At 29.4% G+C, this 14,843-nt stretch carries 13 protein-coding genes and 1 tRNA gene; 4 read left to right on the top strand and 10 right to left on the bottom strand.

All coding sequences use genetic code 11. The features are described from left to right. Window positions 1-9: 9 nt before the first annotated feature. On the top strand, window positions 10-1,524 hold the full coding sequence (locus Q0733_RS07325; RefSeq protein ID WP_298780765.1) for a hypothetical protein: 1,515 nt from the start codon (window positions 10-12) through the stop codon (window positions 1,522-1,524). Window positions 1,525-1,579: 55 nt separating this feature from the next. Here Q0733_RS07325 and Q0733_RS07320 read toward each other — a convergent pair whose 3' ends face one another. Together Q0733_RS07320 and Q0733_RS07315 are read right to left on the bottom strand one after the other, a co-directional pair. Beyond that, on the bottom strand, window positions 1,580-1,771 hold the full coding sequence (locus Q0733_RS07320; RefSeq protein WP_298780762.1) for a hypothetical protein: 192 nt from the start codon (window positions 1,769-1,771) through the stop codon (window positions 1,580-1,582). A 6-nt stretch (window positions 1,772-1,777) separates the two neighbouring features. Next, the gene (locus Q0733_RS07315; RefSeq protein WP_298780759.1) at window positions 1,778-3,058 is read right to left on the bottom strand and encodes an amidohydrolase family protein; all 1,281 of its coding nucleotides are present in this window, start codon (window positions 3,056-3,058) and stop codon (window positions 1,778-1,780) included. A gap of 70 nt (window positions 3,059-3,128) precedes the next feature. Between Q0733_RS07315 and Q0733_RS07310 the strand changes: the two genes are divergently transcribed. Together Q0733_RS07310 and Q0733_RS07305 are read left to right on the top strand one after the other, a co-directional pair. Further along, complete coding sequence (locus Q0733_RS07310) at window positions 3,129-3,809, top strand: SDR family oxidoreductase (RefSeq protein WP_298780755.1); 681 nt, start codon at window positions 3,129-3,131, stop codon at window positions 3,807-3,809. A gap of 11 nt (window positions 3,810-3,820) precedes the next feature. Then, a complete protein-coding gene (locus tag Q0733_RS07305; RefSeq protein ID WP_298780754.1) occupies window positions 3,821-4,414 on the top strand; it encodes a SprT-like domain-containing protein in 594 nt (197 codons plus the stop codon). Between the two features lie 11 nt (window positions 4,415-4,425). Here the strand turns inward: Q0733_RS07305 and glpK are convergent, their stop codons facing one another. The 6 genes from glpK to Q0733_RS07275 all read right to left on the bottom strand — a co-directional run bounded on the left by glpK (window position 4,426) and on the right by Q0733_RS07275 (window position 11,372). Beyond that, a complete protein-coding gene (gene glpK / locus Q0733_RS07300; protein ID WP_298780751.1) occupies window positions 4,426-7,596 on the bottom strand; it encodes a glycerol kinase GlpK in 3,171 nt (1,056 codons plus the stop codon). Between the two features lie 18 nt (window positions 7,597-7,614). Then, complete coding sequence (locus Q0733_RS07295) at window positions 7,615-9,099, bottom strand: DUF389 domain-containing protein (RefSeq protein ID WP_298780748.1); 1,485 nt, start codon at window positions 9,097-9,099, stop codon at window positions 7,615-7,617. Between the two features lie 55 nt (window positions 9,100-9,154). Beyond that, window positions 9,155-9,652, bottom strand: a complete 498-nt coding sequence (locus Q0733_RS07290) for a CIA30 family protein (RefSeq protein ID WP_298780745.1) — start codon at window positions 9,650-9,652, stop codon at window positions 9,155-9,157. Between the two features lie 78 nt (window positions 9,653-9,730). Next, window positions 9,731-9,803 (bottom strand) — tRNA-Lys (locus Q0733_RS07285). 60 nt (window positions 9,804-9,863) lie between these two features. Then, on the bottom strand, window positions 9,864-10,631 hold the full coding sequence (locus Q0733_RS07280) for an ABC transporter ATP-binding protein (protein ID WP_298780743.1): 768 nt from the start codon (window positions 10,629-10,631) through the stop codon (window positions 9,864-9,866). Next, window positions 10,632-11,372, bottom strand: a complete 741-nt coding sequence (locus tag Q0733_RS07275) for an ABC transporter permease (RefSeq protein WP_298780741.1) — start codon at window positions 11,370-11,372, stop codon at window positions 10,632-10,634. A 112-nt stretch (window positions 11,373-11,484) separates the two neighbouring features. Here Q0733_RS07275 and pafA point away from each other — a divergent pair, with 112 nt between their 5' ends. After that, the gene (gene pafA / locus Q0733_RS07270; protein WP_298780739.1) at window positions 11,485-13,128 is read left to right on the top strand and encodes an alkaline phosphatase PafA; all 1,644 of its coding nucleotides are present in this window, start codon (window positions 11,485-11,487) and stop codon (window positions 13,126-13,128) included. Between the two features lie 6 nt (window positions 13,129-13,134). Here the strand turns inward: pafA and Q0733_RS07265 are convergent, their stop codons facing one another. After that, window positions 13,135-13,809, bottom strand: a complete 675-nt coding sequence (locus Q0733_RS07265; RefSeq protein ID WP_298780735.1) for a PrsW family glutamic-type intramembrane protease — start codon at window positions 13,807-13,809, stop codon at window positions 13,135-13,137. 44 nt (window positions 13,810-13,853) lie between these two features. After that, window positions 13,854-14,786, bottom strand: a complete 933-nt coding sequence (ctlX, locus tag Q0733_RS07260; RefSeq protein WP_298780733.1) for a citrulline utilization hydrolase CtlX — start codon at window positions 14,784-14,786, stop codon at window positions 13,854-13,856. Window positions 14,787-14,843 lie beyond the last annotated feature (57 nt).

Genomic DNA, 14,843 nt, shown 5'->3' with positions numbered 1-14,843 from the left:
AATTGATTTATGCGTTATTTTATTACTTTTCTTATTTGTATTGTATTAATTTTTGTTAGTTCTTGTAGAAAAGACTTTTCTACGATTCCTAGTTATGGAAATTTAGAATTTTCTAAAGACACTGTTTTCTTAGACACTATTTTTACAAATATTGGTTCTGCAACTTATAATTTAAAAGTTTATAATAGAGGAAATGAAAGCATTACAATTCCTAAAATTTCATTAGAAAATGGCACCTCATCAAACTACAGATTAAATGTTGATGGAATTCCTGGTAAAGAATTTAGTGATATAGATATTCTTGCTAAAGACAGTATTTTTGTTTTTGTTGAAACTACTATTGATGTAACAAACGCTACAAGTCCGTTATATACAGATAGAATTTTGTTTGATAATGGCAACAATCAACAAGATGTTGATCTAGTAACTTTAGTACAAGATGCTAATTTTATTTTTCCTGGTAGAGATCCAATCACCATGAAAATTGATAGCTTAACTATTACTATTGATGGACAAGCAACTTCAATTCAAGGTCGATTTTTAACAGACACAGAGCTTACTTTTACCAACACAAAACCAACAGTTATTTATGGTTATGCTGCAGTGTCATCAAACAAAACATTAACTATTGAAGCTGGTGCAAAAGTTTATTTTCACAATAACTCTGGTTTAATCATAGATGACGAAGCAACTTTAAAAGTAAATGGTACTTTAAATGAAAAAGTAGTTTTTGAAGGAGATAGGTTAGAATATGGTTTTAATCAAGTTCCTGGGCAATGGGGTACCATTTGGATGCGTGCAGGAAGTAAGGACAACGAAATTTATCATGCACAAATTAAAAACGGAGTTATTGGAATTTTAATTGATAGCATTGGCTCAGTTACAACACCCACTTTAAAGTTACAAAACACCGAAATTTATAATCATTCTAACTTTGGTATTCTTGCAAGAGAAACAAATATTGAAGCTCATAATGTAGTAATTGGTTCAGCAGGACAAGCTTCTTTAGCTGCAACTGAAGGTGGAACGTATAATTTTACACATAGTACTTTTGCAAATTTTTGGAATAACGGAGTTAGACAATTACCTGCAGTTTTAGTAAATAACTTTTTTGCTTATGAAGATGAAAGTGGACAAGAAATTATAGCTGTAAGAGATCTAAATGCAGCAAGTTTTACCAACTGTATTTTTGATGGAAATAATAATATTGAATTTGTTTTAGATAAAGTTGAAGGAAGCTTATTTAATTATAATATCAGTAACTGTATGATACAATTTAATGATATAAGTAACTCTTATTTAGATATACCGGAATTAACTTTTGACAACAATACAAACTATCAGGATATAATTTTAAATGGAAATTCTTATTTTAGAGATACACAAAATGAAGATTTTATTATTGGTGAAAATTCAGACGCTATCAACAAAGCTTCAGCAACATCTTTTTCAATAGATATTTTAGGAATTGACAGAACTACAAGTCCTGATATTGGCGCTTACCAACATATTACTTTTGATTGATAAAACGTGTTTTTTTTGAATTCTTACTTAACAAGAATAAAAATCAATAGTATTTTTATTTAGTTTCTCTCTTTTTAAAATAACCTAATAAACTTACAATAGAAATTAAAGTCCAAATTCCTCTATAGATCCAGGTATTTACTTCAAAACCAAATAAGTTTTTGCTTGTAGTATTATTTACAAACGTCATAATAATGATTATTACCCCAATAATGCCCCAAATTAAATTCCAATTATTATTTCTCATAAAACATTACTGCTTATAAATTATTCCATTTTTCATTACAAAAACAACATTTTCCATTGTAGAAATATTTTTGGTTGGATCTTCATCAACAGCAATAATATCAGCAAAAAAACCTTTTTTAATTTGTCCTATTTCCGACTCCATTTTTAACAACTTTGCATTCGTAATAGTTGCAGATTGTATAGTTTCCATTGCTGGCATTCCTGCCTCCACCATAAAACCAAATTCTTTTCCATTAACGCCATGTTTAAAAACACCTGCATCGGTTCCAAATGCAATTCCAACTCCTTTTTTATAAGCTCTTGCAAAAGTTCCTTGGATTTGAGGTCCAACAGCTAATGCTTTTGGTACAACTATATCTGGGTAAAACCCTTTTATTGTAGCTTTCTCAGCAACTTCTTTTCCTGCTGTAATTGTTGGCACTAAATAAGCATCATGTTTTTTCATCAACTCCATAGTTTCATCACTCATATAAGTACCATGCTCAATTGTTTTTACACCACCAATAATTGCTCTTTGCATACCTTCATCTCCATGAGCATGTGCTGCTACATGCATACCATAATCTTTTGCTGTTTCACAAATTGCTTTTATTTCTTCAATGGTAAACTGCGGATTATCACCAGATTTCGCAACACTTAATACACCTCCAGTAGCTGTTATTTTAATACAGTCTGCTCCATTTTTATATCGCTGTCTTACTGCTTTTTTTGCATCTTCAACAGAATTTACAACACCTTCTTTTGGTCCAGGATCGCCTATTAACACTCTACTGCTACCATTTGTTGGATCTGCATGACCACCTGTTGTTGCTAAAGATTTACCTGCTGTAAAAACTCTTGGACCTGGAATATCACCAGCATTAATTGCATTTCTTAAAGAAATATTTACTCCAGAACCTCCTAAATCTCTAACAGTTGTAAAACCATTTTTAAGTGTTAATTCAGCAAATTTTACAGAGTTAAAAGCCACATCTGCCTCGTTTAAAGTATATTTATTTATTCGCGTTTTTTTATCATATTCCTTTTCAATATGCACATGCATATCTATTAAGCCTGGCATAACAACCTTATCTCTTAAATCAATTAGGTTACCTCCTTTTGGCATAATATAGCCATCTTTTACACCAACAATTTTATTCTCTTTAACAACAATTGTTTTCTCTGTGGCTATTTTTCCTGATTTGGTATCAATTAATTTTCCACATAAAATGTAGGTAGTTTTTGTTTGTGCTGATAAATTTTGCATAAAAAAGATAGCTAAAGCTAGTAGAAATGTTTTTTTCATTTGTATGATTTTAATTCTTAAATGTATGAAATTTTAAGTAGATTGCTGCTGTAAAAAATTCTTAATTTAAATGAAGAACGTTGTTATAACAGGTACAAGTAGAGGAATTGGTTTTGAGCTAGCAAAACTGTTTGCAAATAAAGGACATCAAGTTTTGGCAATTTCTAGAAATACAAAACCTTTAGAAGCTGTAAATCATAAAAACATCTCTTTAATATCTGTAGATATTTCTAAAAATTCTGACCTTGAAAAAGTAACTAATTTTATTAAAACTGAATGGAAAAAAGTTGATATTTTAATCAATAATGCCGGTAAACTTATTAATAAATCTTTTACAGATTTAACTTCAGATGATTTTTTAGATGTTTATAAAGTAAATGTTTTTGGAGTTGCAGAACTAACAAAAAACTTAATTCCGTTTTTACAAAAAGGAAGTCATGTTGTAACAGTTAGTTCTATGGGTGGCGTTCAAGGAAGCATGAAATTTCCTGGTTTGGCAGCATATTCATCAGCAAAAGGAGCTGTAATTACTTTATCAGAATTGTTAGCAGAAGAATACAAAGAGCAACAAATTGCTTTTAATGTTTTGGCACTTGGAGCTGTACAAACAGAAATGCTAGCAGAAGCTTTTCCTGATTATAAAGCACCACTGTCTGCGCAAGAAATGGCAGATTACATCTTTAATTTTTCTTTAACAGGAAATAAATTTTATAACGGTAAAGTATTGCAAGTTTCGTCTACAACTCCGTAAGTAAATATAAATTGAGTTTGAGCTATCAAAATTTTATTCCTGAAAAAGCGATTCCTTTTGTGCAATTTTTAATCGATCAACATTCTTTTGATTTAAAAATTGTAAATCAACGAGCAACAAAACATGGTGATTTTAGAACTTTACCTAATAATCGATTTCAAATTACCATAAACAACAACCTCAACAAATATCAATTTTTACTAACGTTAGTTCATGAAATTGCCCATTATGTTACCCATCAAAAATTTGGTCGAGTGCAACCTCATGGCAAGGAATGGAAAACTGTTTTTCAACATTTAATGTTGCCTTTTTTAAGGCCTGAAATTTATCCGAAAGAAATATTACCACATTTAGCCAGCTATTTAAAAAACCCAAAAGCAAGCACAGATTCTGACGTAAATTTATCTTTAGCTTTGAGAGGAAATGTTGCCGAAACAGGAAAAACGTTTGTATTTGACATCCCTTTTGGAGATTTATTTTTATTTAAAAACACCATTTATAAAAGAGGAAACAAACGTAGAACAAGGTATGAATGCTTAAATATGCAAAATAAAAGAGTGTATTTATTCAATCAAAATACAGAAGTAAAAACGACTTCTACCTAAAATAAAATTTCTTAAAATTCTTCTAAATAATACGTTTTAGCATCTGCTAATAATTGTTCCATTTTTGTTTTTTCATCTTCAACTCTAACTAAGTCCCAATCTAAATAATTAGTGAAATCTTTTAAAACAACATCAAAATAAGTAGTAATACTATTGATATGAAAATACAAACTACCTGTTCTTCTTATAAAAAAATCAGCTAGACTATTTGTCATTTCAAAATGAATACAATACCAAACTTCTGCTCTTATCAGTTTTTCAATCGGAGTACCATTCGCATAAAAATCTATTCTTTCAATAATTTTAGTTGCATTTTTTCCGAAAGTAGAACACAAATACCAGGCAAAATAACTGTCTTTTATTTCAAATTTTAATAAAGATTTTTCTAATTCTTTTTGATACGCTTCAACTTCTTCATCAGTATTTAAAGTAGGAGAAACTAGAGCTATATGCTCTGTTAATGATTTTTTTAATTTCTTTACTTTCTTTTTAGTCAAGGTTCTTAAAACTACATCAAGCACCCTGTGAGCCATTTTTCTGTAGCCAGTTAATTTTCCTCCAGCAATAGAAATTAAACCACTATCAGAAATAAAAATTTCGTCTTTTCTTGATAATTCTGACGGATCTTTATCTTGTTCATGAATTAAAGGACGTAAACCAGCCCAATTAGATTCGATATCTTCAATTGTTAAATTAATATCTGGAAACGTATTATTTGCAGCTTTTAATAAATATTCAGCATCTTCTTTTGTAGCTACCACTCTATCTAAATTACCTGAATAATTAGTATCTGTTGTACCTACATAAGTACATCTTCCTCTAGGAATAGCAAAAACCATTCTACCATCATCTTCTACATCAAAATAAACAGATTGCTTAATTGGCAATTTTTCATGTGGAAAAACAATATGAACTCCTTTGGTTAAGTGTAAATATTTATGATTGATAGAATTGTCTTTTTTCCTTAAAACATCTACCCAAGGTCCAGTTGCAGAAACATAACTTTTTGCAGAAATATTTATCTTTTTACCGGTATTGTGATCTTTACAATTTAAACTTTCAATTTTATTATTAGAGTCGTAAACAAAAGATTGCATCTCACAATAATTAATAATTGTTGCCCCAAATTCTGAAGCTTTTTTAAGTAGTTCAATGGTTAAACGAGCATCATCTGTTCTATATTCTGCATAATAACCGCTTCCTAAAATAGTTTCTTCATCTAACAAAGGCTCTTTTAGTAAAGTTTCTTCTTTATCTAACATCCTTCTACTATCATCTCCACTTACATTTGCCAATAAGTCATAAACCTTTAAACCAATTGACGTCATCATTTTACCATAAGTTCCATCTTCAATTAATGGCAATAACATTTTTTCAGGAATTACTAAATGTGGAGCTAACTTATGCACAATTGCCCTTTCTGAACCAGATTCTCTTACTAAGCCAATTTCTAATTGTTTTAAATAACGTAAACCTCCATGAATCAATTTTGTAGATTTATTACTTGTACCTGAAGCAAAATCATTTTTTTCAATCAAACATACTTTTAAACCTCTTGTAGAAGCGTCTAAAGCAATTCCAGCCCCTGTAACTCCTCCTCCAATAATTACAATATCAAAATTTTTTGAAGCAATTTTCTTTAACTGTTTTGATCTATCTAAAACAGAAAATCGAATAGGTTTATCTTTTAATTTTACTTTAGTAGTTCTTGTTTTATCAATAGCATGTAACCAACCTTTATACTTTTTTGTTCTTACTTTAGATTTCATTTCAGGTGTAAAAACAGTATCTATTGTACGAAGTGACTCTATGTTTTCTAGCACCCAAAAACCAGCTTTTATACCTGCTAATAACGCTGCTCCAAAGGCAGTTACTTCAATCATTATTGGCCTATCAACAGCAACATTTAAAATATCTGATTGAAATTGCATTAAATAATTATTAGAACTTGCGCCACCATCAACTTTTAAAGTAGTCATTTCTTTGCCACTTTCTTCAATCATGGCATTAATTACATCTTTTGTTTGATATGCTAATGCTTCTACAGTTGCTTTTATCAATTCATTTTTACCAGTGTTTAAAGTCATCCCATAAATACTGCCTTTTGCATTTGCATCCCAATAGGGCGCTCCTAATCCTGCAAAAGCTGGTACAACATAAATATCCTCTAAAGGCGGAATACTTTTACAAATTGCTTCGGTTTCTGAAGCATTTTGTATCAATTTCATTTTATCTCTTAACCATTGTATAGAAGCGCCTCCAACAAAAACACTGCCTTCCAAAGCGTATTTTACAGGTTCATTTTCTAAACTACAGGTTAAAGTTGTAAGTAATCCTTTTTTAGAAACTACTTGTTTTTTACCAACATTTAAAAGCATAAAACATCCCGTTCCATAGGTGTTTTTAGCAATTCCAGATTTGAATCCTCCTTGACCAAATAAAGCAGCTTGTTGATCTCCAGCAACTCCTAAAATTGGAATTTGAGTTCCTTTATAATCTACAAAACCAAAATCTGAAGATGATTTTTGAACTTCTGGCAGCATACTTTTCGGGATATTTAAAGCTGATAAAAGAGTTTCATCCCAAGTTAAATTTTTTATATTGTAGAGTAAAGTTCTAGATGCATTTGTATGATCTGTAAGGTGTTTTTTGCCATCTGTAAATTTATAAATTAACCAACTATCAATGGTACCAAAACACAACTCTCCATTTTCAGCTTGCTCTCTTGCCCCATCTACATTATCCAAAATCCATTTTAATTTGGTTCCAGAAAAATAAGAATCTATAACTAAACCTGTATTTTCATTTATATAATCTGATAATCCTTTTTGTTTTAAATCTTCGCAAATATCTTTTGTACGCTTATCTAACCAAACAATTGCATTGTAAATTGGCTCGCCAGTTTTACGATTCCAAACAACTGTTGTTTCTCTTTGATTTGTAATTCCAATCGCTGCAATTTCTTGTGGATGAATGCCTGACTCTGAAATTACATTATAAAAAGTTTCTAATTGATCTTTATAAATATCAGTTGCATTGTGTTCTACCCAACCAGATTCTGGAAAATGTTGGGTTAGTTCTTTTTGAGAAACTGCTTTAATTTCTCCTTTCTGATTAAAAACAATCGTTCTTGTACTTGTTGTACCTTGATCAAAAGCAACTATATACTTTTTATTCATCATTTAAAAAATTGTTTCAGTTTAGTTTTCTCTTTTGATAAAAAGAGTGTCTAACCCCATTTCTTTTTGTAACCAAGTTCTTAATTCTCTTTCCTTTGGCGCTATAATACTATCTGGCGTTTGTAAACTCCATTTTATAGTTGCAATAGGAATTGTATCTATTTTTATAAAATCTTTTGATAATAAAACACTTGCAAACCCTATTTCTTGAATGTCATTATATCTAATTTTTGCATCTTTTGCAATTCTACTAAAAGCAACTACTTTTTGGTTTTTATTTGATGCGTCTTGCTCTATTCTCTGATTAAGCGAAGAAATTGTTTCTTGCAAATCCGTAATTTGTTTTTGTAAACCTGCAATAATGTTTTTACTTTCTTGCAACTCTTCTCTCTTCTCTTTATACGCTGTGGTAATTAATGCAAAACTTTTAGTATCACTTCCTTTAACTTCAATTTTAACATCCTTTAAATTAACATATCTAGGATCGTTAGTTAATTGATTCTGTAACATATTTTCTTCAGCCTCACTTATTTCATTAAAGAAGTTTAAACTAATTTTTTTAGCATCAATATCTAAGTTTTTATCTATCAATTGATATTTTGGGTTTGACTTTATCTCTGTTTTAATATAATTTTTAAATTGAGAGTTCATCCTACTTTCATTTAACGCATTAATAAAAGTATATACTGCCGGAATCATTACAGCTATACCCACTATTGTTGCAACAGTAGTATGACGTTTTCTTCTTGCTGCATTTGCGTATTTATGCATAGGGAAACTTAAAAGTTTCAAAACGATAAATGTTGCTAAAGCAATAAAAATAGTATTAATTGTAAACAAAAACATTGCTCCTAAAGCATATGTAAATCCAATTGTTTCTCCAGAAAAACCTTTTGCCAAACCAAAACCTGCCGTGCAAAGAGGTGGCATTAATGCTGTTGCAATTGCAACCCCAAAAATTACGGATGCTACTGTTCCTTTTTTAGTTCTTGCAACCATTAAAGCTAAACCACCAAAAAAAGCTATTAAAACATCTCTAATATCTGGTTTTGTTCGCCCTAATAACTCAGAAGTATCTTCACCAGCACCAGGAAAAAAATAAAAATAAACAAAGGATGCCAATAAACTTAAAACAATCATTGTTGCTAAACTTACAGCTGACTTCTTAAAAATTTCAATATCGTTAATTGCAAATGCACTACCTATACCTAAAATTGGCCCCATTAATGGAGAAATCAACATGGCTCCAATTACAACAGCAGTAGAATCTGCATTTAAGCCTATAGACGCTACAAAGACAGCAAAAATAAGAATCCATGCTGTAGCACCTTTAAAAGGAATATCTGCTTTAATTGCATTTATTGTAGCCTCATGATCCGTATCATCTCTAAAATCTAAAAGCTCTTTTAAATAGTTTTTAAGATTAACAGCTAAACCTTTAGCGTCTTTTTGTATATTTTTTTTTGATTCATTTGTTGAATCATTTTTAATAATATCTTCTTCCATTTCTATGATTTAAAAGCAAGGAAAGATACAAAAAAGTAGTTTTGTTAAATACTATTTATTGAAGATAAATTTTATCAATCTCTAATTTAAATGATTCATTTTTTTTATTACCAATTAAGATTGCAATTTCTTCAATTACTTCTGATGAAAAATTAGGCATTTCTAGTTTTCTTCCTCTAAATACAGGTTCCATTTCAGATAAAGTTATTTTTATCAATTCCCAATTAAAGCCTGATGAAAATATTTTCACAAAGGAATAATTATTAGAAATATTGTCTTTTATTCTAAATTGATATTTTTTACCATCAGCTCTAATTCTTAAAATAATTTTAGTGTAATTAGAAACGTTTTTCTTATTGAAACGATATCTTAATAAAGAGAACCCTCCATTATTTTCAATAGATACATTCCCATAAAACTCTCCATTATTATTAGCATTTATTTTAATACCTCCAAATGATACACCTCCCATAACCGTATCGTTAATAACCTTCCAATTTAAGGTTGTTTGGTTATCAGAAAATTTAAAAATAGTTTTATTGGTGTCTTTCATAAAAAGAAAAAAAGAAGTTAAAGAAAGTCTTAAAAAAGAAAAAACTCTGCAATAATTTGCAGAGTTTAATTTCTATTGTGACCGGGCTGGGGCTCGAACCCAGGACCCTCTCCTTAAAAGGGAGATGCTCTACCAACTGAGCTACCAGGTCATTGTTTTTATCTTAGCGGCTGCAAATATATATCTTATTTTAAGAAAAACAAATTTTTTTTTATTTTTTTTCATTTAAATATGCCTCTCTAACTTTTTTAAATAAGTTAGAGGAATATACAAAATCCACAACAGCCTCATTATCAGTTTTAAAAATCTCATTACTACTTCCTTCCCATGCTTTTTTACCATTTTTAAGAAATAATATTTTTTCTCCGATTTCCATCACAGAGTTCATATCATGCGTATTAATTACTGTTGTTATATTATATTCATCAGTAATTTCTTTTATTAAATTATCTATTACAATTGCTGTTTGAGGGTCTAAACCTGAGTTTGGTTCATCACAAAATAAATATTTAGGGTTCATAACAATTGCCCTTGCAATGGCTACCCTTTTTTGCATTCCTCCAGACAACTCTGCAGGTAATTTTTTATTTGAGTTTTTTAAATTTACTCTATCTAAAGCAAAATTTACTCTATCTAACATTTCTGTTTTAGATTGATTGGTAAACATCTTTAAAGGAAACATAACGTTATCCTGAACATTTTGAGAATCAAATAATGCACTTCCTTGAAAAACCATTCCAATTTCTTGCCTCCATTGTCTTTTCTCTAATTTGGTGAATTGAGTATTTACTCTTCCATCAAAAGAAATAGTTCCACTCTCTGGTGTGTGTAATCCAATTAATGATTTTAAGAAAACTGTTTTTCCAGAACCACTTTGCCCAATTATTAAACTTGTTTTTCCTGGCTGAAAAGAGGTTGTAATACCTTTTAATACTTTAACATTACCAAAACCTTTATGTAAATCTTTAACCTCTATCATCTAAGTTAACAGCATTTGAGTTAAAAAATAATTTGCTATTACAATTAAAATAGTAGTCCAAACAACAGCTTGAGTACTTGCTTTTCCTACTGCAATTGAGCCTCCTTTAACATAATATCCATGATATGATGGTACAGTTGCTATTAAAAAAGCAAATACTAAGGTTTTAATCATTGCATATATAATTAAAAAAGGCTTGAATTCCATTTGAACACCTTCAATATAATCAATTCCGCTAAAAAGTCCTGTAAGAACCCCTGCTAACCAACCACCAAAAATACCTAAACCCATTGCTAAAGTTATTAAAAAAGGGTAAAAGAAAAGAGTAGAAATTATTTTAGGCAAAACTAAATAGTTTAATGAGTTAACACCCATAACTTCTAAAGCATCAATTTGTTCGGTAACTCTCATTGTTCCAATACTTGACGTAATATAAGAACCAACTTTTCCTGCCAAAATAATTGAGCAAAAGGTAGGTGCAAATTCTAAAATTATCGACCTCTTTGCTGCAAAACCAATTAAAGAATCTGGTATAAAAGGGCTTTCTAAGTTTAAAGCTGTTTGCATAGCAATAACTCCTCCAATAAAAAAAGAGATAAACATTATAATTCCTAGAGATTTTAAGCCTAATTCTTCAATCTCTTTTAATAAAGATTCATAAAAAATTCTACTTTTTTGAGGTTTTTTAAAAACCTGCCCTAGCATCATAAAATATTTACCAATATGTTCCAGGTAATTCATTGCTTTAAATTTTAGGCTAAAGTATTAAAATATCATTAATTGAGTGTAAAGTTAAGTCAATCAAAATAAAAAATTAATTACTTTTGGATTTATTCATAAATAAAAAAGATTAATGAAAAATTATATTTTACTATTATCTATATGTTGTTTAACTTTTTCATGTAAAAAAGTTAAAGAAAAAACAGTTATAAATAAACCAAAATTAGTTATTGGAATTGTTATAGATCAAATGAGATATGATTATTTAACAAGATTTTCAGACAGATATTCTGAACATGGTTTTAAAAGAATTTTAAACAATGGATTTTCATTAGAAAATGCACATTATAATTTAATACCAACATATACTGCAGTTGGTCATGCATCCATTTATACAGGAACAACCCCAAACAATCATGGGATAATATCTAACAATTGGTACGATAAATTTGAAAAAAAATCTATTTACTGTGTAGACGATTCAAATTATAAAACAATAGGCATTAATGGAATTGCAGGGCAAAAATCTCCTAAAAGAATGCTCACAACAACTATAACAGATCAATTACATTTAGCCCAAAACATGAAAGGAAAAACCATTGGTATTGCAGCTAAAGACCGTTCTGCAATTTTACCACTTGGTCATACCGCTAACGCTTCTTACTGGTTTGAAGGTGCTAATGAAGGCAAATGGATTTCTAGTTCATTTTATATGGATAAACTTCCTTCTTGGGTTGTAGATTTTAATGCTTCAAAAAAAGCAGATGCGTATTTGAGTTCACCTTGGAAAACCTTGTACGATATAAAAACATATACGCAAAGTAGAGATGACAATAATATTTATGAAGGATTGTTTACCGGTGAAAAAGAACCCGTATTTCCACATGACATCCCTAATTTAAAATCTAAAAACGCAAACTACAGCATGATAAAAGCAATACCTGCTGGAAATTCTTTTACTATAGATTTTGCTAAAGCAACAATTTTAGGAGAAAACTTAGGGAAATCAAATTTTACTGATTTTCTAGCGATTAGTTTTTCATCAACAGATTATATAGGTCATCAATTTGGGCCAGCTTCAGTAGAAATTGAAGACACTTATTTAAGATTAGATAATGATTTAAAAAATTTATTTAACTTTTTAGACAAAGAGGTTGGAAAAGAAAATTACACTTTATTTTTAACAGCAGATCATGCTGCCGTTCATGTACCTGCTTATTTGCAATCTCTAAAGATTCCTGCACATTATTTAGATATTAAAAAGTTTAGAGAATTTACTTTATCCATCACAAAAAAATATTTTAATACAATTGATATAATTGAAAATGTTTCTAATTACCAGATATTTTTAAATAAACAAAAAATTGAATCTTTAGGTTTAAATAAAAATGAAGTTGCTCAAAAATTAGCTGATGAAATTATTAACTTTGATGGAATTTACAAGGCAGTAACGGCAAGAACTCTGCAAACGAATCACTTTTCTGATGGTATTTTAAATTCTTTACAAAACGGTTATAATCAAAAATTTTCTGGCGATGTAATGATGATACCTTACCCAGCAACTTTAATTGGAGGAAGAACTGGTACAAGTCATGGTTCAGGATATTCTTATGACACACATGTACCAATAATTTTTTATGGAAACGGGATTAAAAAGGGAGTCTCTAAAAAGAGATATGAAATTACTGATATTGCACCAACTATTGCAAACTTATTACAAATAGAAGCACCTAATGGCACAACAGGTAAAATTATTATTGAAGCCTTAAAAGAATAAAAAATATTAAACTTTAAATACCGAACTATTTTGGTGTTTTATAATTGCTTTTCTTGCCAATACTATTCCTGTAAGTAAAGATAAAATTGCTCCTGTTAGCATACCCGGTATAAAGTTTATAAAAAGAAAAAAGTCGTAAGCACCATGAAAAATAGTTGCTGCTAATAAACCCAATAAGTTTAATTGAAATTTGTTTTTAGAAAACTTTGCTTTCCCCATATAATACCCCATTAAAATACCAAAAGTTGCATGTGCAGGAACTGCTGTAAAAGCTCTTACAACTCCTACTCCAGCACCATACTTAAAAACATACAATATGTTTTCTAATAAAGCAAAACCCATTGATACCATTACGGCATATACAATTCCATCAAAAGGTTCATTAAATTCTTTGTTTTTTTGTGCATAGAACTTTACAATGATAAATTTTGAAAATTCTTCTACCAAAGCAACTACAAAAAATGCTTTGATAAACATTTGTAATACGCTTTTCTCATTATCCAGTGGATGAATTAAATTTAGAACAACACTTAATATAAAAGTAATTAAAACACTTGCCGTAGCACCTAAAAGAACATTTTTGAGTAAAAATTTAATTGGTTCTTTTTCAAATTTATCTTTAAAATAAATATATAAAATTACAATTGTTACAGGTGCAACTGCAAGAAGTAATAAACTCATCTGTATAACTTATATTTAAAAATATTGATTAATAAAATAAAACCTTAAGATTTAGGTAGAAAAACTTCAGCCATCATACATCTTGCACTTCCTCCTCCACAGGTTTCAATTGTGGTTAAAGAACTAGATATTATTTTACAATGATTATTGATTTGTGCAATTTGACTTTGGGTTAAACTATCAAAAGCAGCTTGGCTCATTACTAAATAAAGCTGACCATCATTTGCTTTAACTTGTAGCATGTTACCTGCAAAATTGGTAGTTTGAGCTTCAGTAATATCAATTACTTGTTTGCCATCTTCTTTTAACTGTTTTAAAACATTTTTACGTTCTTTTTTATCATCAATTGAATCAAGACAAATTACCGCAAATGTTTTTGCTACACACATCATAACATTAGTATGATATATTGGTTTACGTTTTCCTTCTACAGTTTGATTGGCTATAAAAACAACAGGTGTATATTCAAAATCTTCACAAAACTCAATAAATAATTCTTCATCAGCTCTTGGAGAAATAGCGCAATAAGCCTTCTTGTTTTCGCGATCTAAAATCATACTTCCGGTACCTTCTAAAAAAAACTGTTCTTCTTCAGCAGAAGTATAATCTACAATATCATTAATTAAAAATCCGTTTTTTTCTAATTCTTCTAAAACATCTTCTCTTCTTTCAAATCTCCTATTCTCAGCAAACATTGGATATAATGCAACTACACCTTCTTGATGAAAAGAAACCCAATTATTAGGAAAAATTGAATCTGGGGTATCAAATTTACTTGAATCAGAAACTACAACAACTTCAACTCCAAAACTTCTTAATTTAAAAACAAAATTATCAAATTCAGTTTGAGCTAATTTATTAATCTCAGCATTTTTAATATTTAAATTTTCCTGATAATAATTATTTACTGCTGTTTGTTCATTCATCCTAAAGTTTATAGGACGTATCATTAATATTGTATTGGTAGTTTGATCCATCAGTTTTTAATTTATCTGCAAAATTATACTTTTTATAAGAATAATATTATCATATTA

This window comes from uncultured Polaribacter sp. (genome assembly GCF_947500975.1).
Taxonomy (GTDB): Bacteria; Bacteroidota; Bacteroidia; order Flavobacteriales; family Flavobacteriaceae; genus Polaribacter.
This window is presented reverse-complemented; position numbering and strand designations above follow the sequence as displayed.